The 18,769-nt window shown below is 55.1% G+C and carries 17 protein-coding genes; 10 read left to right on the top strand and 7 right to left on the bottom strand.

Annotated elements, in window-relative coordinates:
• Positions 1 to 2: 2 nt before the first annotated feature.
• From FKN99_RS10295 to FKN99_RS10280, 4 genes are read left to right on the top strand one after another with little or no spacing between them, the layout of a single operon-like run.
• Positions 3 to 704, top strand: a complete 702-nt coding sequence (locus FKN99_RS10295; RefSeq protein ID WP_172117752.1) for an RNA polymerase sigma factor FliA — start codon at positions 3 to 5, stop codon at positions 702 to 704.
• A 43-nt stretch (positions 705 to 747) separates the two neighbouring features.
• On the top strand, positions 748 to 1,566 hold the full coding sequence (locus tag FKN99_RS10290; protein ID WP_172117751.1) for a motility protein A: 819 nt from the start codon (positions 748 to 750) through the stop codon (positions 1,564 to 1,566).
• A 4-nt stretch (positions 1,567 to 1,570) separates the two neighbouring features.
• Positions 1,571 to 2,242, top strand: coding sequence for an OmpA/MotB family protein (locus FKN99_RS10285; protein ID WP_172117750.1), 672 nt, complete (start codon positions 1,571 to 1,573; stop codon positions 2,240 to 2,242).
• Positions 2,243 to 2,263: 21 nt separating this feature from the next.
• Positions 2,264 to 2,455 carry a hypothetical protein gene (locus FKN99_RS10280; protein ID WP_319941277.1) on the top strand — a complete coding sequence of 64 codons (192 nt, stop codon included), beginning with the start codon at positions 2,264 to 2,266 and terminating at the stop codon, positions 2,453 to 2,455.
• On the opposite strand, the gene FKN99_RS10275 is transcribed toward FKN99_RS10280, so the two are convergent.
• From FKN99_RS10275 to uvrA, 3 genes are all read right to left on the bottom strand, one after another.
• Positions 2,432 to 2,977 carry a hypothetical protein gene (locus FKN99_RS10275; protein WP_172117748.1) on the bottom strand — a complete coding sequence of 182 codons (546 nt, stop codon included), beginning with the start codon at positions 2,975 to 2,977 and terminating at the stop codon, positions 2,432 to 2,434. The genes FKN99_RS10280 and FKN99_RS10275 overlap by 24 nt on opposite strands.
• Before the next feature lie 120 nt (positions 2,978 to 3,097).
• Entirely contained in the window at positions 3,098 to 3,841 is a 744-nt protein-coding gene (locus tag FKN99_RS10270; protein ID WP_172117747.1) for a Crp/Fnr family transcriptional regulator, read from the bottom strand.
• Positions 3,842 to 4,012: 171 nt separating this feature from the next.
• The gene (gene uvrA / locus FKN99_RS10265) at positions 4,013 to 6,856 is read right to left on the bottom strand and encodes an excinuclease ABC subunit UvrA (RefSeq protein WP_172117746.1); all 2,844 of its coding nucleotides are present in this window, start codon (positions 6,854 to 6,856) and stop codon (positions 4,013 to 4,015) included.
• A gap of 169 nt (positions 6,857 to 7,025) precedes the next feature.
• Between uvrA and FKN99_RS10260 the strand changes: the two genes are divergently transcribed.
• The 4 genes from FKN99_RS10260 to FKN99_RS10245 all read left to right on the top strand — a co-directional run bounded on the left by FKN99_RS10260 (position 7,026) and on the right by FKN99_RS10245 (position 10,867).
• Entirely contained in the window at positions 7,026 to 8,402 is a 1,377-nt protein-coding gene (locus FKN99_RS10260; protein ID WP_172117745.1) for an MFS transporter, read from the top strand.
• Between the two features lie 102 nt (positions 8,403 to 8,504).
• On the top strand, positions 8,505 to 9,185 hold the full coding sequence (locus FKN99_RS10255; RefSeq protein ID WP_172117744.1) for a single-stranded DNA-binding protein: 681 nt from the start codon (positions 8,505 to 8,507) through the stop codon (positions 9,183 to 9,185).
• 51 nt (positions 9,186 to 9,236) lie between these two features.
• On the top strand, positions 9,237 to 10,127 hold the full coding sequence (locus FKN99_RS10250) for a sugar nucleotide-binding protein (protein ID WP_172117743.1): 891 nt from the start codon (positions 9,237 to 9,239) through the stop codon (positions 10,125 to 10,127).
• Positions 10,124 to 10,867 (top strand): lysophospholipid acyltransferase family protein, encoded by a 744-nt coding sequence (locus FKN99_RS10245; protein ID WP_172117742.1) that lies wholly within the window; start codon positions 10,124 to 10,126, stop codon positions 10,865 to 10,867. The genes FKN99_RS10250 and FKN99_RS10245 overlap by 4 nt, the downstream gene beginning before the upstream one ends.
• A 107-nt stretch (positions 10,868 to 10,974) precedes the next feature.
• Here FKN99_RS10245 and fabB read toward each other — a convergent pair whose 3' ends face one another.
• Positions 10,975 to 12,192 (bottom strand): beta-ketoacyl-ACP synthase I, encoded by a 1,218-nt coding sequence (fabB, locus tag FKN99_RS10240; protein WP_172117741.1) that lies wholly within the window; start codon positions 12,190 to 12,192, stop codon positions 10,975 to 10,977.
• A 12-nt stretch (positions 12,193 to 12,204) separates the two neighbouring features.
• A complete protein-coding gene (fabA, locus tag FKN99_RS10235) occupies positions 12,205 to 12,720 on the bottom strand; it encodes a 3-hydroxyacyl-[acyl-carrier-protein] dehydratase FabA (protein ID WP_172117740.1) in 516 nt (171 codons plus the stop codon).
• A 374-nt stretch (positions 12,721 to 13,094) separates the two neighbouring features.
• Here fabA and FKN99_RS10230 point away from each other — a divergent pair, with 374 nt between their 5' ends.
• Positions 13,095 to 14,933, top strand: coding sequence for a putative bifunctional diguanylate cyclase/phosphodiesterase (locus FKN99_RS10230; RefSeq protein WP_172117739.1), 1,839 nt, complete (start codon positions 13,095 to 13,097; stop codon positions 14,931 to 14,933).
• Here FKN99_RS10230 and phrB read toward each other — a convergent pair.
• Positions 14,930 to 16,354, bottom strand: coding sequence for a deoxyribodipyrimidine photo-lyase (gene phrB / locus FKN99_RS10225; protein ID WP_172117738.1), 1,425 nt, complete (start codon positions 16,352 to 16,354; stop codon positions 14,930 to 14,932). The two genes, FKN99_RS10230 and phrB, sit on opposite strands and share 4 nt — an antisense overlap.
• 102 nt (positions 16,355 to 16,456) lie before the next feature.
• A complete protein-coding gene (locus FKN99_RS10220; protein WP_172117737.1) occupies positions 16,457 to 17,377 on the bottom strand; it encodes a MerR family transcriptional regulator in 921 nt (306 codons plus the stop codon).
• A gap of 476 nt (positions 17,378 to 17,853) precedes the next feature.
• On the opposite strand from FKN99_RS10220, the gene FKN99_RS10215 reads away from it, so the two are divergent.
• Positions 17,854 to 18,765, top strand: a complete 912-nt coding sequence (locus FKN99_RS10215) for a TIGR01777 family oxidoreductase (protein ID WP_172117736.1) — start codon at positions 17,854 to 17,856, stop codon at positions 18,763 to 18,765.
• Positions 18,766 to 18,769 lie beyond the last annotated feature (4 nt).

Raw genomic sequence — 18,769 nt, 5'->3', positions numbered from 1 at the left:
AGATGTACACAGCACAAGGCAGAATCAAGCAAGGCGAGCTATTCACACAATACATGCCACTGGTAAGACGTCACGCCTTAACACTGCAGGTCAGGTTGCCTGCAAGCATTGAACTTGATGATCTTATTCAGGCGGGCACGGTAGGGCTTTTAGAAGCACTGGGCCGTTTTGATGCCGCTCATGGTGCCAGCTTTGCGACGTTTGCCAGCCAGCGTATCCGTGGGGCGATGGTCGATGAACTGCGTACGCGGGATTGGTTACCACGCAGCGTGCGCCGCGCTGCGCGCGCTGTGGACGACGCGATCCGGCGGCTAGAGCAGCAGCTCGGACGCTCACCGGAAGAGAGTGAAATTGCCTTGGCGCTTGAGATGCCGCTGGGTGATTACCAACAGCTGCTTAACGACACCAATAGTGGCCAGCTATTGCCGTTTGAAGAGTTGGTTGCCGATGGTGGTGAGCCGGTAAGTTTTGATGTGAGCAACTTGCCGTTTGAAAAGCTGCTGGATGAGCAGCAGCGACAAACATTGATTGCTGCCATTGAGGCGTTGCCAGAGCGGGAGAAACTGCTCATGGCACTTTATTACCAGGAAGAGCTGAATTTAAAAGAAGTGGGCGCCGTGCTGGGCGTGACGGAGTCGCGCGTGTCTCAGCTGCATAGCCAAGCCATTAGCCGTCTGCGTGCCCGGTTGCATGATTCAGCCTAAACAACCGATACGTTAACTCACAATAACCGGCGAGGAGCCGTTGATGAATCCGTCCACGTTGATAGGTATATTCGCCAGTATGCTGCTGCTAGTAAGCGTGCTGTTCTTTACTGCGGAGTCCCCCGAAAGTTTTATCAATCTGCCGGGCCTGGCGATTGTTATAACCGGTACCCTGGCCGCTACTTTTATAAGCTATCCGCTAAAAGAGGTGTTACGCGTTGTACGCCTGGTAGGGCTTGTCTTTCGGCGTGAAAACACCTATATACGCGACGATATCAACGAGCTGGTCGCCATGTCCCGGCTATGGTTTAAAGGCGATGTGCGTGCAGTCGAAAACGAGTTGGAGCATACGCGCAATCCGTTTTTACGTACCGGTATTCAGTTAGTCATTGCCAATACCAAAGAAGATGAGATCTTCGACATGCTGCGTTGGCGGATTGCCCGGCTCAAGGCCCGCGAGCACGCAGAAGCCCAGATTTTTCGCACCATGGCGACCTACGCGCCAGCGTTTGGCATGATTGGCACGCTGGTGGGATTGGTTAATATGCTGGAAGTCATGGATGCCGGTGACCTGGATGTCATTGGCCCCCGTATGGCGGTGGCGCTGCTCACCACCTTCTACGGTATCTTGCTGGCGAACCTGGTGTTTAAACCCATCGCGGTTAAGCTAGAACGACGTACTGAAGAGCGCCTGATTACCATGAACATGGTGCTGGAAGGTATTTCATTGATCACCAAGCGCCGCCTGCCCTCTTTTATTGAGGAAACGCTCAATTCATTTATCGCCAACTATAACGATGAGATTCGCGATGCCACTATAAAGCCCCGGCCTGATACACCAAGCGCGACGGCAAAGGGCTAAGACGATGCTGGATAGCAATACGCGCCATGCGCTGGAGCTTCCCGCCGGGCAGGGTGAAAGCGATGAGAGCTGGCTGACCAGTTACCTGGACGTGCTCACCCTACTGATTACGCTGTTTGTCTTGTTGCTGGCCTTGGCTCCCCCCGGTGGTAATGAAGCACTTAAGGGCGAGAAGGCGTCCATGTCCAGCGTGATTAGCTCACTGCCCTTGGCAACGCTTGCCACCGGCATTCACCCACGTCATAGCGGGTTACAGCCCCAAATGGCGGCATTGGATATTCCTGGTGTCAGCGTATCGCAGGGCCAGGAGGGCGTAACGCTACGCATTGATGATAGCCTTTTATTTCCCAGTGGTGAGGCAGTGCTTACCTCTCTAGGCCAGGAGGTGATAGAAAGCCTTATCGATGTGTTCGCGGCCTTTGATGGTCAGATTTCCGTTGAAGGGCACACTGACAATCTTCCTATTGCGACCACCCGGTTCCCTTCCAACTGGGAGCTCTCCGCCGGACGTGCGATTGCCGTTATGCGCCACCTGGAACGTCAGGGTATCGCTATTTCTCGTATGCGAGCCGTTGGTTATGCGGATACTCAACCTATGGAAAGCAACGCAACACCTGAAGGGCGAGCTGCTAACCGGCGCGTTGAACTGTTGTTACGACAACAGCCAGAAGGGTGAATGGGACTCAAGGCTGGGTTTGTGTCTAAGCATCCCCTTCTGCTGCAGTCGTATGCTGCCCTGTTGGTGCTTGATGCCGATCGTCGGCGCATCCAAGCGGCCAGTACAAACCTGGCCGCGCTGATGGGACTCTCACGCCAATCGGTAACGCTTACCCAACTGCTGGGGAAGCGTTTAATCCAGCGGCTTTCAGGGCGACGCGGTTTCACATAGCGTTTGCATGCGCTCAATCGCTTGATGGGCGCCTTCAAGCTGAAACGTCATGTACCAGGGGGGCTGTTCGCCTCGATCAAACCCCAGGAAAAGTTGCTCACCTTGTTCCATCTGGCGCATCAGCGTCTGCATATCAGCAAGATAAAAGTGTACGTAAAAGCCGTTATCGCCTCGCTCGGTGATGAACTCTGCCATGGTATCTACCGCGGGCTGCTCATCGATACGCAGTCGGGTCGGCACCAGATTGACGGTTTTACTTTCGCCTTGCTGCTCCTCCAGCGTGACACGCACTTCAAGCCACGGTAAATCACACACGTTTTGGGTGGCATTCAGGCTGAGTGTCGCGTCGGAATAGCTATGGGTTTCAACGGCGCGAAAGTGGTGCTCGTTACCCAGCGTTAATGTCATTGATTGCCACTGGCCATGCGACTGTATGTCCTCCATATTAAAGTTCGCCGCCTGTGTTAACGGTGCAATAAGTAGAAGGGTGGCGCTTGCCAAGGCTGTTGAATAGGGTGTCATGTCAGCACATCAAGGTTGGGTAAGAAAAGCCCAGCGTTTATGACGGGGTTACCCGCAGCAAAGGCGCCGGGTGCTTTCTATAAACCACTACCGCCCGTAGGCTGCACGTGGTAGTGGCCGCTAGGCAGAAAGTTCGAGTAATGGCCTAACGTCGTCATTAAGATAACAGTCATCAAACTCGCCGACTGCCGCCAGTGCTTGAAGATCAGGAATCGTAACGTTGTGACGATCACGAAATACCAGACCTTCTTCGCTCAGCAAGCTAAAGGTGCGGCTAACATGCACAGGGCTTAAGCCCAGAATGTCAGCCAGCTGCTCTTGAGAGAGCGGGAGTCGAAACTGCCCGTCGGTATGGCTATTGGTCTGGCGCAGTCTCAAATACATTTCGTACAGGAAGTGCGCTGTTTTTTGCCGAGCGCTGCGTCGGGCAAGCGTTACTAATCGCTCGGTGAGCAGTGCCTGGTGACGGCTGGTGATCGCAAATACCACCGAGGTTAGTGGCACCGACTGACGAAATACTTCAAGCAGGCGTTTGTGAGGAAAATGGCATATTACGCCATCTGTAATCATGCGAACACTTTCCAGACGTTGTGAAAACGCGAACTCACGCAGGCCAATAATATCGCCAGGCAAATAAATTTCCAGAATCTGTCGATCACCGTTTTCAAGGTGGCGATAGGAGTAGGCCCAACCACTTTTCAAGGTGCAAAATTCGCCAGCCGGATCACCGAGTTCCCATAGCAGTGAGCCCGCTGTGATATCCGTAGGGCTCTCTTCCAGGGACGCTAACAGGGCTTTATCTGCCGAGCTTAATGAGCAGTAGTGGCTGAAGTGGTGAAGAATGCAGCTTTGATCTTCGCTCACAGCTTGATCTCCATGAGTGTTGCCTAACAAATATCAAGTTATTTGGCGAATGACGATAAGCAATTAATCGCGCACTGCACTGCCCGATGACCTTGATACAGGGGCGAATCGGCTAAATTATGGCATAAAATCACGTTCAGGGTGGGCGCATGCCCACCCTGAAACGCCCGATTACGAAGCGGCGCGGTTGCCGCGTTCAAGTAGCGGAGAGAGAAAGCGTCCGGTATGTGAAGCGTGCTGCTTGACGATCTGTTCCGGCGTGCCTTCGGCGATGATTTGCCCGCCGCCGGAACCGCCTTCCGGGCCCAGGTCGACAATCCAGTCAGCCGTCTTGATCACATCCAGGTTGTGCTCGATGACCACGATGGTATTGCCGTGGTCGCGCAAACGATGCAATACGGTCAGTAGCTGACGAATATCTTCAAAGTGAAGTCCGGTTGTAGGTTCATCCAGGATATACAGCGTCTTGCCGGTGTCACGTTTGGCAAGCTCACGAGCCAGCTTGACCCGCTGCGCCTCGCCACCTGAAAGAGTGGTGGCGCTCTGGCCCAAGCGGATGTAGGAAAGCCCTACATCCAGTAACGTTTGCAGGCGGCGCGCGATCGCCGGTACCGGGCTAAAGAACTCAAGTGCATCCTCAACCGTCATCTCCAACACTTCGTGGATCGTTTTACCCTTGTAGTGGATATCCAGCGTCTCGCGGTTATAGCGCTTGCCTTTACAAACGTCGCAGGGAACGTAGATATCCGGCAAAAAGTGCATCTCGACCTTGATCATGCCTTCGCCCTGGCATGCCTCGCAGCGGCCACCCTTAACGTTGAAGCTAAAGCGGCCTGGCTTGTAGCCACGCGAGCGAGCTTCCTGGGTACCGGCAAACAGCTCACGGATAGGTGTGAAAATACCGGTATAGGTGGCGGGGTTGGAGCGTGGTGTGCGGCCAATTGGGCTTTGATCAATATCGATCACTTTATCAAGCTGATCGAGCCCTTCGATTTTTTCGTAAGGTGCCGCCGTCAAGGTTGTTGCTCGATTAAGCTCCCGCGCGGCAATCGGCATTAGCGTGCCGTTGATCAGTGTGGATTTACCCGACCCGGATACGCCGGTAATTGCAATGAACAGCCCCAGTGGCAGGCTGAGCGTTACATCCTGCAGGTTATTGCCAGTGGCACCGCGTAGCACCAGCTGTTTTTCGGGATTGCCGGGAATGCGGTAGGGCGGCACGCTGATCTCGCGGGTGCCGGTTAAGTACTGGCCGGTCAGCGAGTTGGGGTTGTCCATAACGTCCTGAGGCGTGCCCTGGGCGACAATCTCGCCACCGTGCACACCGGCGCCTGGGCCAATGTCCAATACGTGGTCAGCGGCGCGAATGGCATCTTCGTCATGCTCTACCACAATCACGGTGTTGCCCAAGTCGCGCAGGCGCTCCAGGGTTTTCAATAGCCGGTCGTTGTCGCGCTGGTGCAAGCCAATGGAGGGTTCATCAAGAATGTACATGACGCCCACCAACCCCGCGCCAATCTGGCTTGCCAGGCGGATCCGCTGGGCTTCACCGCCGGAAAGGGTGTCGGCGCTACGCTCAAGATTCAGGTAATCAAGCCCTACGTTTACCAGAAACTCCAGGCGGGCCTGGATCTCGTGAACAATTTTGTCGGCAATTTCGCCTTTGCGGCCAGGCAGGCTAAGCGTTGCAAAGTAGCGCTGCGCCTCGCCAATTGGTGTGCGCACTACGTCGGCGATATTACGGTCATCCACAAACACATGACGCGACTCTTTGCGCAATCGCGTACCGTGACACGTGGCGCAGGGCTGCAGGGCGATGTACTTGGCCAGGTCTTCGCGCACCATGTTGGACTCGGTTTCCCGATAACGGCGCTGCATATTGGGCAGCACACCCTCAAAGGAATGCTCGCGAGTGACCTTGCGCCCCCGGTCGCCTACATAGGCAAAGGGAATCTGTTCATCACCGCTGCCGCTAAGAATGATGTCACGTTCGTGACGCGCCAAATCTTTCCAGGGCGTTTCCAGCTCAAACTGATAGTGCTTGGCGAGCGCTTGTAGCTGAGTGAAATAATAAATATTGCGCCGATCCCAGCCTTTAATGACGCCTTCTGCTAACGAGAGCTCAGGATGGCTAATCAGCTTTTCAGGGTCAAAATACTGCTGTATGCCCAAACCATCACAGGTCGGGCAGGCACCCGCAGGGTTGTTGAACGAGAACATGCGAGGTTCAAGTTCTGACAGCGAATAGCCGCAGACCGGGCAGGCAAAGCGTGATGAAAACGCCATGTCTTCCTGCTCGCCGTCCATAAAATGAATCATGGCGGTGCCATCGGCGAGATTGATGGCCGTCTCAAAAGATTCTGCCAGGCGCTGGGCGATATCGTCGCGCACTTTGAAACGATCAACCACAACGCTGATATCGTGCTTTTTACGTTTATCCAGCGGTGCGATATCGTCAAGCTCCAGCACTTGGCCGTCGATTAACGCACGCACAAACCCTTGAGCGCGAAGCTCGGCAAGCAGCTGCAAGTGTTCTCCCTTGCGGCCTTTAACCACAGGCGCCAACAGCATCAGCTTGGTGCCCTCGGCCAGATTCATTACCTGGTCGACCATCTGTGAAATGGTTTGGGCTTCAAGCTCTTCGCCGTGTTCTGGGCAGCGTGGGGTGCCCGCACGGGCAAACAGCAAGCGCAGATAGTCGTATATTTCGGTGATGGTACCCACGGTTGAGCGCGGGTTGTGAGAGGTGGATTTCTGCTCAATGGAGATTGCAGGCGAAAGTCCCGCGATGTGATCCACATCGGGTTTCTCCATCATCGACAGGAACTGGCGCGCATAGGTAGAGAGCGACTCTACATAGCGTCGCTGCCCTTCGGCATACAGCGTATCGAACGCCAGCGACGATTTTCCCGAACCGGATAGGCCGGTAATCACAATCAGCTTGTCGCGGGGCAGTTCCACATCGATCTGCTTGAGGTTGTGGGTGCGTGCACCCCTGACCAGAATGCTGTCCATCAACACCTCGACTCGCGCGGCAAAAAAGTAATTATACGTTTGCCACCCCCTCTCGGCAAAAACGCTTTGTTATCCGTTAACGCAGGACAGCGTTTCCAGCGTGGTTGCAAACCGCTAGAATGGGGGGTTCTCCGAGAAAATTACCTTATCCACCATACACAAGGGCATTATGCGCAAGGTTTCCGCACTGCTAATGGCCTCTGAGCGTCGTGCAATCAGCGGCTTGGCTGGGCTTTATGCGTCTCGTATGTTGGGGCTTTTCATGGTGTTGCCGGTGCTGGCGCTGTATGCCGACGCGCTTGAAGGGGCGACACCCTTGCTGGTGGGCTTTGCATTAGGTGTTTATGGGCTTACCCAGGCCATACTGCAAATTCCGTTTGGTTGGCTGTCAGACCGCATTGGGCGTAAACGGGTTATCGCCTTTGGGCTGCTTGTTTTCGCCATAGGCAGTGTGGTGGCCGCGATGGCCGACTCCATCGGTGGGGTTATTATTGGGCGAGCCTTGCAGGGCGGTGGTGCGGTGGCGGCGGCCATCATGGCACTGCTTGCCGACCAAACGCGCGAACAGGTGCGTACGGCGGCAATGGCAACCATCGGGCTGTCGATTGGCATCTCGTTTGGTATTGCCATGGTCGTGGGCCCTTGGCTTGCCTCATGGGCGGGGCTTTCCGGCGTGTTCTGGTTTACCGCGCTGCTAACCCTTTTAGGGCTAGTCGTTCTGTGGCGCTGGGTGCCGCCCGCTCCTCGGCGGCTGCGCCACCGTGATGTGGGGATGGATCGTCAGCAGGTTAAAAGTGTGATTATGCGCCCTGATCTGTGGCGTCTGGACCTGTCGATTTTTACACTACATCTGGTGCTGATGGCTATTTTTGTCGCGGTGCCCTTTCGGTTGCAGGAGGCCGGGATACCGCTGGCGCATCACGGTTTGGCGTACCTGGGCATTATGGGGCTTTCATTTGTTGCCATGGTGCCGCTCATGATAGTGGCCGAGAAAAAGCAGCAGATTAAAGTCGTGTGCCTGTTGGCTATTGGCGCCATTACGGTAAGCCTGGGCGGGCTTGGGTCGTCGTTCTCTCATGGGCACTGGCTGTTTGTTGGGCTGTTTATTTTCTTTACCGGTTTTAATCTGCTGGAAGCGACGCTGCCATCAATGCTCAGTAAGCTTGCTCCCGCTGGCGCTAAAGGCACCGCCATGGGCGTGTACTCTACAAGCCAGTTTTTAGGGGCTTTTCTGGGCGGTACGCTGGGAGGACTATTGGCGAATGTGTGGGGCCTTGATGCCGTTTTTATCGGCTGTGCGGCACTGGCTCTGCTATGGTGGCTTGCGATGTGGAAAATGCCCTCACCACCGCCGCTCTCCAGCGAGGTGGTGGACTTAAATGACGCGCTGCCAGATACGCTGGATGTGTTGATGGAGCGGCTGGCAGAGGTTGTGGGCGTCGAAGATGTCATGCTGGTGCCCGAAGAACATCTGGTCTATTTAAAAGTGAATCGTCAGCAGCTTGATAGGGCGGCGCTGGCCAGGCTGATTCCCCCCAAATCCTAATGCGGCTGGCTGCCAGCCGCAGGCAATAATCAGTGATATCGGCAGTGTAGGCATGATCGCGTCGATGTTTATCTATACGCAACACAATGGAAGGAGCGCCTTATGGCTCGCGGTATCAACAAAGTGATTCTGATCGGTAACCTCGGGCAAGATCCTGAGATGCGCTTTACGCCCAGCGGTACGGCAGTGGCCAACTTGAATCTGGCCACCTCTGATACGTGGATGGACCGCCAAAGCGGCCAGCGCCAGGAGCGTACTGAGTGGCACCGGATCGTGCTGTTTAATAAAACGGCTGAAATTGCCCAGCAGTATTTGAAAAAAGGCTCCAAGGTCTATATCGAAGGGCGCTTGCAAACACGTAAATGGCAGGATCAAAACGGCCAGGATCGTTACAGCACTGAAATCGTTGCCAACGATATGCAGATGCTGGATAGCCGTTCCGGTGACTTCCAGGGCGGCAACGCACCGCAGAATAATTACCCTGGTAACCAGGGCGGCATGGCTCAAGGCGCGGCGCCTCAAGGGGGGTATCCCCAGCAAGGTGGTGCTCCACAGGGCAATAACTTTGGCGGCCAAGGGTATGGCAATAACAACCCAGGCAACCAGGGGCAGAGCAATCCTCAGCAGGGTGGTCAGCAGGCTTCTCGCCCCCAACCTGCGCCCCAGCAGGCCCAGCCCGCTCGCCAGGGAAATGCTGTCCCTCAGCAAGGCCAACAGAACAGCAACTATGGCGCGCCTGATCCGGGCAGCTTTGACGATTTCGACGACGAAATCCCGTTCTAAAGCGGCTGATCAAGCCCATTACGCTATGTTCGTTGATAGAAGGGGTCTGTCTTGAAACTGCTAATACTGAATTCCGGGCACTGCTTAAGTTTGGCACTGGCCCGGGAAGTAAACCGTCGTGCGGATATGGAGCTGGTGATTGAGCAGGACACCACCATAACGGCGGCGCAGTTACACGAGATTGCCCCGGATGCGGTGGTTATTCCAGCGCTGGCGCAGCCGCTGAACATGACACCCGCCGAGGTAGGCGCACATGCTGACGCGGTTGACCGCTGCCTGGAGGCATGTCTTGCGCAGTCGGTGCCGCTGGTGTGGTGTGTTTCAGACCAGCTCTATGAGGATGGTTTTGATGAGCCTATCGACGAGCACGTAGTACCGACTCCGCGTGATGAGTGTTTGCGGCGCCTGGTTGCCACGGGGGACCGTATTCGGGCAGAGCATCATCACCATCTGATCATTCGTCTGGGTCCCTTGTTTGCGCTTGAAGGTAGCCACGCCTGGTTGAATGAAATGCTGGATAGCCTGGTGACAGGGCAAAGTGTGCGGGCCGCAGAAGATGTCGTGTGTTGCCCAACGTCAGCCGATGCGGTCGCTATGGCACTGGTAGGCATGCTTCAGCAGCAGGCGTGTGGCGCCAACGCGTGGGGGGCCTACCATTTGGCAGGCACTGAACCTGTCAGTGTGTTTACGTTTAGCTCCATGGTGCGTACTCAGTTGGCAACGCATCTGGAAGGCCGTGGTGAGCAAATTGAGCTTGGCGAAGTCACGGCCCTTAATCATCATCACGATGCAAAACTGCGGCGTGTTTTAAATTGTCGCCGGGTACTGGATGTCTTTGGTGTGCATCAAAAGCCGTGGCGGCTAGAGGTGGGGCGTATGCTGGATGCCTGGTGTTTAACGCGTGATGGCCAGCAAGACGCTAGTACAGGAGAGTCCGTTTGACCAATGTGGTTCGTAGCCTGGTGTTTTATGCCGGGTACTTTCTTGCCATGCTGATTATTGGCGTGCTGTTTCTACCCATCGCCCCTTTTTTACCGTTGGCAGGCCGCTACCGGCTGTTGAACCTGTATAACCACTTTTTAGTGGCCTGGTTTCAACTAGCCTGTGGGGTTCGCTACGATATTCAGGGGCGCGAGCGTATTCCGGATGGGCCTTGTGTAATTCAGGCGAACCATCAGTGCGAGTGGGAAACGGTTTTTCTTCAAGTCATGAAGCCGCCGGTATGCACGGTGCTTAAGCAAGAGCTTCTGCATATCCCGATTTTTGGCTGGGGATTGCGCCTGCTAAAACCGATTAGCCTGGACCGTTCCAAGCCCGCGCGTGCCTTGAAACAGGTGCTGACGCAAGGTGTGGAACGGCTAGGAACGGGTCTTTCAGTGCTGATTTTCCCGGAAGGCACGCGAGTCGACCCCGGTGTGCGTAAGCGCTATAACAAGAGCGGCAGCGTGGTGGCTTGCCGCGCGGGTGTGCCAGTGCTACCAATCGCACATAACGCAGGCGAACGCTGGCCTGGGCGCCACTGGGTGAAGCAGCCTGGGGTGCTGCGGGTACGCATTGGTCCGCCAATTGAGACCGAAGGGCGCACACCTGATGAGGTACTGGCCGACGTTGAAGCCTGGATAGAGGCGCAGTTGCAGGAGATTTCAGAGGTGCCGCGCCCGTCGACTAGCCAAAGACCCTGAGGGCGGGTAGCTCGCCATGAATAGCGACAAACGCTAACAGCAAAAACGGCGCCTTGATAAGGCGCCGTTTTATTACTGCTACAACTCGTCAGCCATTAAGGCATTGCTCAGTCGTTATAGCGCTGGAAGACCAGGCAGGCATTAGTGCCGCCAAAACCAAAGCTATTCGACAGGATGCGTTCAAGCGCCACATCGTCACGCCGTGTTGTCACAATATCAAAGCCGTCTGCCTGCTCGTCGAGGTGTTCAACATTGGCAGAGGCGGCAACAAAGTTGTGTTGCATCATCAGCAGTGAGTAGATGGCTTCCTGAACACCGGTAGCGCCCAGAGAGTGGCCCGTCAGCGACTTGGTTGAGCTCATCGCAGGCGTGGAGTTGCCAAACACGGCACGTACCGCTTTTAGCTCAGCTACATCGCCTACAGGCGTTGAGGTGCCGTGAGTATTGATGTAGTCAATATCGCCTTCCACGGTCGCCATCGCCTGATGCATGCAGCGCACCGCGCCTTCGCCGGAAGGAGCAACCATGTCATGGCCGTCAGAGGTGGCGCCATAGCCTACCAGCTCGCCATATATTTTAGCGCCGCGGGCCTTGGCATGCTCCAGCTCTTCTAATACCAGCATGCCGCCACCGCCAGCGATAACAAAGCCATCGCGCGCCTGATCGTAGGGGCGCGAGGCTTTTTCAGGCGTATCGTTGTAATGGGTAGAGAGCGCTCCCATGGCATCAAACAAGCACGAGAGGGTCCAGTGCTCCTCTTCACCGCCGCCGGCAAAAACCACGTCCTGCTTGCCGAGCTGAATCTGCTCCATCGCGCTGCCGATACAGTGTGCCGAGGTGGCACAGGCAGATGAGATTGAGTAGTTTACGCCTTTGATTTTAAACGGAGTTGCTAAACAGGCTGAGACCGTGCTGCCCATTGTGCGGGTAACGCGGTAAGGGCCAACGCGGCGCAAGCCTTTCTCACGCATGGCGTCAGCCGCTTCGACCTGATTAGCACTAGAAGCGCCGCCGGAGCCTGCAATAAGGCCGGTACGTTCGTTGGAAACCTGTTCTTCGGAAAGCCCTGAGTCTTCAATGGCCTGAGCCATGGATACATAGGCATACGCTGCAGCATCGCCCATAAAGCGGCGCAGTTTACGGTCGATAAGGGGGGCCAGATCGATATCGACACTGCCCGCAACATGGCTACGAAAGCCGCGTTCAGCGTACTCTTCCTTAAAACGAATACCGCTGCGCCCGTTTTGGAGAGCGTCCAAGACCTGTTGCTGGTCGTTGCCTAAGCACGACACAATGCCAAGGCCGGTGACTACCACTCGTCGCATGGGAGCCTCCTGTTAGAAATTCGCAGTAGAGGTGAATAGGCCAACGCGTAAATCATTAGCCTGGTATATATCGCGTCCGTCGACGGAAACGGTGCCGTCAGCAATGCCCAAAATAAGTCGACGGGTAATAATACGCTTTATATTAATGCGGTAAGTTACTTTTTTCGCATCTGGCATGATCTGGCCACTGAATTTTACCTCGCCACAGCCAAGTGCGCGTCCGCGCCCTGGGTGACCCAGCCACCCCAGGTAGAAACCCACTAACTGCCACATGGCATCCAGGCCCAGGCAGCCGGGCATCACCGGATCACCTGGAAAGTGGCAGTCAAAAAACCACAAGTCAGGAGAGATATCCAGCTCGGCGATCAGCTCGCCTTTGCCGTACTCACCGCCTTCTTCATGAATGTGTGCGATACGGTCGAGCATTAGCATGTTGGGAGCCGGAAGCTGAGCGTTACCGGGTCCAAATAGCTCGCCGCGTGAGCAGGCCAGCAGTTCTTCGCGATCAAAGGAATGTTGCTTGGTCACTGAATCGTTCCGAGTTTCAAAATGATTGTTGGCCGCGTGCGGCACCTATAGCTGAGGTGTAGCACCGGAGCATAGCACGGAAATGCAGTGTCGAGACACGGCCCGCAAGGTCTAGCTAGTCTACTTCCCGAAACAGACGAATGCACGTAAGTCACTACCTATCGCGTACATCGAACGTTTTTTTATTAAGTAATAGAGGTTTTAAGGTAAGCTTTTACGCCCCATCGGCATCAGTAAGTTGGCCTGGATAAACGGCTTATTAACGTTATATGCGTTATTCAAGCCTTTGGTCCAGGGCAGGATGGGTATGCTGCTAGAAAATTAGGTTTATTTAATTAGTGTTAGTTTTTAGTGACAGGATATAGCGAACCGCCATGTGGCTACCAATTTCTCTTAATCGACCGTTGGCTTGGGTAGCATTAGCGGCGCTGCCAGCTTGTATCTGGTTAACCGATGCGATGTTACGCATGGTAGCTGTGAGCCTGGTTATTTTTGGGGTGTGGGATGTGTGGCGCCAAGTGCGTCAGCAGCGCCAGCGTTATCAACTGTCCCAAAGCGCAATTAACCTGGCAAGCGATGCGATAGTGGTCTGTGATGCCGATAATCGGATCATGGCCGTTAATCCAGCCTTTACAGAAATTACCGGCTACAACAGCCAGGAAATAGTGGGCCGCAAGCTGGAAACACTGGCCGCTCCTCGTCACGATAAAGTGTTTTATCAAAACTTTTGGAGCACGCTAAAAGCGACGGGACGCTGGGAAGGGGAAATGTGGAATCGCCGCAAACACGGCGATGAGTATCCTGAATGGTTAAAAGTACGCGCGGTTACCGATAAACAGGGCAATATTAGCCACTTTATTAGCCTGTTCACCGATATCTCAGCGCAAAAAGCCCGCGAACATGATTTGCGGCGCATTGGATACGAAGACCCACTAACCGGCTTGCCCAACCGTCGCCGCCTGCACGACTTAATGACATCTCGCTTGCGCCATTTACGCGCAGGTGAGAGTTTAGATATTGCTCTGATCGATATCGATGGTTTGAAGTCGGTTAACGATAGCCTGGGCGTCGAGCAAGGCGACCGCCTGCTGGCGTGTTTTGCCCAGCGGCTTGCAGGCTATGTCGCGGGTAGCGTGGTCGGGCGTTTGGGAGGTGATGAATTCATGGTTATCCGTACCACCACGTTTGATGATCACGACCCATGGATTGCATCACTGCGTGAGCATATGTGTCGGCCTTTTGAAGTGAGTGATCACCTGCTGCGCTTGGGCATTACCATTGGCAGTTGCCGTGCTCCAGAAGATGGGCGTGATTCGGGGGTGCTTTTTCAGCGTTTGGAGTCGGCACTTTATAGTGCCAAACGATTAGGCCGTAACCATAGCCTGCGTTTTCGCCCGGCGCTGGATAAGCAGGATAACCCACAGCTTGCTCTGGTCAGTGACCTGCGTGCCGCGTTGATATCTGGCGATCAACTCGAGCTACATTACCAAACCCAGCACCACCCCGGCACCGGTGAGTTGTTGGGGATGGAGGCGCTATTACGCTGGCGACATCCCTTGGATGGCATGATTTCACCGGGCGATTTTATCCCCTTGGCCGAACGCCATGGGTTAATGGCAGAACTGGGAAGCTGGGTGATTGAAAAGGCTTGCGCTCAGCAGGCCCATTGGCAACACAGCGGCATGTCAGGGTTGACCATCTGGATCAATATTTCCGCGCTGCAGCTCTTTCAGGGCGATTTGGAAACCCAGCTAAACACGTGCTTAAAGCGCTACCAGCTGAAACCTTCACAGATTGGTTTGGAGCTAACCGAATCGGTGCTGCTGGATGAACGTGCAGGCGATATGGGGCCTCGATTAAAAGCCTTAAGTGATCAGGGCTACGCCATTGCCATCGATGACTTCGGAACCGGCTACTCGTCGCTTGGTTATCTTAAGCGGCTGCCGGTCGATAAAATCAAGCTGGATCGTGCGTTTATCCGAGAATTGCCCAATAGCAAAGCGGACGCCGCTATCGTTAAGGCGGTGCTCGCGATGGCCGAAGGTATGGGGCTTGACGTCGTCGCCGAAGGGGTCGAAACCCTGGAGCAGTGCCTGTTTCTGGTGGATGCGGGCTGCACTATCGTGCAAGGCTTCTATTTCGCCAGGCCGTTGCCTGCCGCTGAGCTAGAACAGCACTGGGCACCGCCGCTCCTTGCAGCGGCAGCGGTCTAGCCGCCTGGCGATTTGGAAAGGGCTTTAAAGGCATCTAACGCCCGCTGACGAGCTGCCTTATGCTCAACGATGGGCTCAGGGTAATCCAATTGGGCAAGCATATCGTGCGGCGGCGCATGGCGCGCCTTGGCCGGCAATGTGCCAAGCTCAGGGAGCCAGCGAGCAATAAACTCCCCGTCTGGGTCAAAGCGTTTGGATTGGGTGGTAGGGTTAAAGATTCGAAAATAAGGTGCTGAGTCGGTGCCTGTTGACGCCGCCCATTGCCAGCCACCGTTATTAGCGCAAAACTCACCGTCTACCAGGTGGCGCATAAAGAACGCCTCGCCGCGTCGCCAATCGATCAGCAAATGCTTGCTCAAAAACATCGCTGTCACCATGCGTAGTCGGTTATGCATCCACCCCGTGGCGACCAACTGGCGCATCGCGGCATCCACCAGCGGGTAGCCTGTGCGTCCTTCGCACCAAGCGTTAAAACCTGCGTCATCATCGCGCCAGGCAATCTGTTGGGTATGCTTCTGGAACGGTTGATGGCGGCATACCTCAGGAAAGCCTACCGCAACGTGCTGATAAAACTCGCGCCAGATAAGCTCGTTGACCCATGTGGTAAGCCCGGCATCGCCATCGGCCAAGTGTCCGCTGTTCTCGCTCATCACCGCTTGCATGCACTGGCGGTGCGATATCATCCCCAGTGCGAGGTAAGGTGAAAGCTCGCTGGTGCCGCATACACTTGGAATGTCGCGCTGCTGGCGGTAGTGGCGGCCACGAAAACGTAAAAACCGTGCCAGGTAATCGCCTGCTATTTCCGCTTCAGCAGGCCATTGTTGATGATCGACCGGTGTGTCATCGAGCCTAGGGAGATCTGGTAATGTATCGCTTTTAATCGGTAAACGCTGTTGAGGTTCTGGCGTATCGCGTAAAGCCAGCTGTTCAGCACTGATCTGCTTATGCCAGGCCTTGGAAAAAGGCGTAAAAATACCGTAATAGTCGCCTTTGCCGGTTAGCAGCGTGCCGGGCGCGAACGCCACGCTGTCATGATACCCATGAGCGGTAATGCCGGCTTCTTTAAAGGCGCCCAACACCGCGTTATCGCGCTGCTGTTCGTTTAACGGGTATTGGTAGTTAAAGTGCAGCTGTTTAACCGAATGCTCGCGGGCAATGTCGAGGAGCGCCTTGGGCGCCTCCCGATAGTGGCCGATGTCGCGGTGCAAGAGAGGAATGTTAAGCCCGTGAAGGGCATCTTTAACGGCCGCTACACCGCGCGCCCAAAAGTCGATCTTGTTAGCACCATGGCCGTGGGATTGCCACTGGGCCACGCTGCGAAGAAAGACGGCAATCACCGGGCCTTTAGTCGCTGCAGCAGCCAAGGCTGTGTTGTCATGAATGCGCAGATCGCTACGTAACCAAACTAATTGAACGTCCATGTTGCCTCCGGCGCGGTGAAAAACCATTTCAAAAACCATCTCCGTGCGGCCACTCATCTAACGACATTTAAAGTCCATCGCTGGCACGAAGTGTTAAATGGTCTATAAAACGCCAGACTCACGTAGCAATGGGCGCAGTCGTGCAATGGCTTGGGGGAGCTCGTCACCTAGCGTATGCACGGGGCTGTCACGCAGCTCTCTATCACGCAGCCGAGCGACTTCACCGCATATACCCAGTGGAACGCTAAGCGCCTCGGCTGCATTGGGTAGCGCCGTATGAATATAACTATCGCTTTCTCGTTGGCCGCTCGTTAGCAGCACCATTGAGGCATGTAGCCGTGTCACCGCTTGGGGCAATGCTTCAAGAGGCAGCGTGTGATCAAACATCTGTATACGGTAACCCTGCTCACTGGCCATCAAGGCGACCATTAATACCCATAGAGGGCCTTGATCGTCGGGCATGGCAGTCAGCAGCAATAAAGGCCCACGCGTGGCCTGGTTCGCGTAATGAAGGCGTGTGCCCACTTGACTACGTAAAAAGGCTTCAAGTGTCCGCCGTGCCAAAATGTCTGGCTGAATCGTCCACTTGGTTTCCAGTGCCAGGATGACCGGCTGCCAGAGCTCGCTTACTGCTGTGCTTAGCGGGTACAGGGCCAGGCTCTGATAATAAAGCGTCTCAAGCCTGGGTAAGTCGAGCGCTTCTATCGCCAACTGCAGTTGCTGACGCTGGCTAATCCAATCGCCGGCGTTGGGCGCGGGGGCTTCTACCGTTTCTGGCTGGTCAAGCAGGTCAACGACTTGGCTAACGGGAACACCACGGTTGAGCCACTGCAAAATACGTTCAATGCGGGTGATATCATCCTGGGCGTATAAGCGATGCCCTTTAGGTGTACGTTTAGGGCGAATCAAACCGTAGCGACGCTCCCAGGCGCGCAGGGTGACCGAATTCACACCCGTTAAACGGGAGACTTCCCGGATAGGATAGAGCGGGGTGTCGGGTGGGTGGGTCGCCTTGATGCTCATGGGCGCCTGTGCCTCTTGGTTGTCTGAAGCCGCAGGATACAAAAGGCTATTTGCGTTCTCTGGGGCAGAAATGATTCACAATCCATGTTGTGTCGTTTGAATAAACATAAGAAATAACGCGCTATCGTAGCTCTCTTTGTACAACTTGTCGCTATCAGGTACAACCTTTGTCTGTACAGGAGGTCTTGGTGAAACGTCACGTCGGGCCTAAGTGTGTGATGTTACTGGGGTAGCTTACTTGTTATGCTTCTATAGCCAAGGGTTATATTGCTATCAACTTCTACATAGATACTACCAAAGCTATCCTTGGGAATGTTTAGGTGCGGTTAGTGTATAGGTAGTGTACTTAACGCTACATTAGTGAGTAGTAAGCCAACCTGAGTGTTTGCCGTGCTGGGAATGGCCTGCTATGCCTGGTGAAGAAGCAAGCGCGTGGCTAGCGCGTATTTGCGCGGCGTCACAACAGGAGCAACACCATGCGTATATTAGTCACCGGAGGCAGCGGTTTTGTCGGAAAACGCCTTTGCGAAAAGCTGCAAGGCCAAGGACATGCCGTACAAGTGGTATCAAGAGACCCGCAGAAAGCGCGTAAGCGGTTGCCTCGCGAGTGCGATATTCGCGCCAGCGTGCTTGATTTTTTAGCGGCGCCGCCCGAGGCAATCGTTAACCTCGCCGGTGAGCCGATTGCTGCTAAACGGTGGAGTGATTCGCAGAAAGAGACGCTTATTCAGTCACGCACCCACATGACTCACCAGCTCGTTACGCTATGTGAAGAGCTTCAGGCCAATGGGCAGCCCTTGCCTAAGGTGATGGTAAGTGGCTCGGCCATGGGCTACTACGGTGATCAAGGTAGGCGTGTCGTTACCGAAGACACTACCGCGCACGATGAATTTGCCCACCGGCTATGCGTTAAGTGGGAAGCCGCCGCAAAGCCTGTTGAAGCGCTCGGCGTACGTTTGGCGCTTCTGCGAACGGGGCTGGTGCTGGATGCAGGAGGTGGAGCACTCCAGAAAATGCTGCCGCCGTTTAAGCTGGGGCTAGGCGGACGTTTTGGCAGTGGTGAGCAGTATATGCCTTGGATTCATCGCGAGGATCTGGTGGACGCGATTGTGTTCCTGCTGGAAAAAGAGGACCTTAATGGCGCCTTTAACGGCAGTGCGCCGCACCCCGCCACTAATGCCGAGTTTTCCAAAACGCTAGCCAAACGGCTTAACCGCCCGGCCATACTCCCCGTGCCTGCCTTTGTGTTAAAAGCAGGCCTGGGGGAAATGTCTCGGCTGCTGCTAACCGGGGCTGACATGCGCCCGGCGCGCCTTATCGAGGCGGGGTTTGAATTTCAGTACCCGACACTCGATAAGGCGCTGGCCGAGATATTAAGGCGAGATTGAGCGC

This window comes from Halomonas hibernica (genome assembly GCF_013183775.1).
Taxonomy (GTDB): domain Bacteria; phylum Pseudomonadota; class Gammaproteobacteria; order Pseudomonadales; family Halomonadaceae; genus Vreelandella; species Vreelandella citrativorans.
This window is presented reverse-complemented; position numbering and strand designations above follow the sequence as displayed.

Bases quoted from the DNA above. Each gene is read 5' to 3' on its own strand.
- uvrA (WP_172117746.1), bottom strand. From the start codon at position 6,856: ATGGACAGCATTCTGGTCAGGGGTGCACGCACCCACAACCTCAAGCAG.
- FKN99_RS10255 (WP_172117744.1), top strand. From the start codon at position 8,505: ATGGCTCGCGGTATCAACAAAGTGATTCTGATCGGTAACCTCGGGCAA.
- FKN99_RS10275 (WP_172117748.1), bottom strand. From the start codon at position 2,977: ATGACACCCTATTCAACAGCCTTGGCAAGCGCCACCCTTCTACTTATT.
- FKN99_RS10260 (WP_172117745.1), top strand. From the start codon at position 7,026: ATGCGCAAGGTTTCCGCACTGCTAATGGCCTCTGAGCGTCGTGCAATC.
- FKN99_RS10295 (WP_172117752.1), top strand. From the start codon at position 3: ATGTACACAGCACAAGGCAGAATCAAGCAAGGCGAGCTATTCACACAA.
- FKN99_RS10230 (WP_172117739.1), top strand. From the start codon at position 13,095: ATGTGGCTACCAATTTCTCTTAATCGACCGTTGGCTTGGGTAGCATTA.
- FKN99_RS10285 (WP_172117750.1), top strand. From the start codon at position 1,571: ATGCTGGATAGCAATACGCGCCATGCGCTGGAGCTTCCCGCCGGGCAG.
- fabB (WP_172117741.1), bottom strand. From the start codon at position 12,192: ATGCGACGAGTGGTAGTCACCGGCCTTGGCATTGTGTCGTGCTTAGGC.
- FKN99_RS10290 (WP_172117751.1), top strand. From the start codon at position 748: ATGAATCCGTCCACGTTGATAGGTATATTCGCCAGTATGCTGCTGCTA.
- FKN99_RS10215 (WP_172117736.1), top strand. From the start codon at position 17,854: ATGCGTATATTAGTCACCGGAGGCAGCGGTTTTGTCGGAAAACGCCTT.
- FKN99_RS10220 (WP_172117737.1), bottom strand. From the start codon at position 17,377: ATGAGCATCAAGGCGACCCACCCACCCGACACCCCGCTCTATCCTATC.
- phrB (WP_172117738.1), bottom strand. From the start codon at position 16,354: ATGGACGTTCAATTAGTTTGGTTACGTAGCGATCTGCGCATTCATGAC.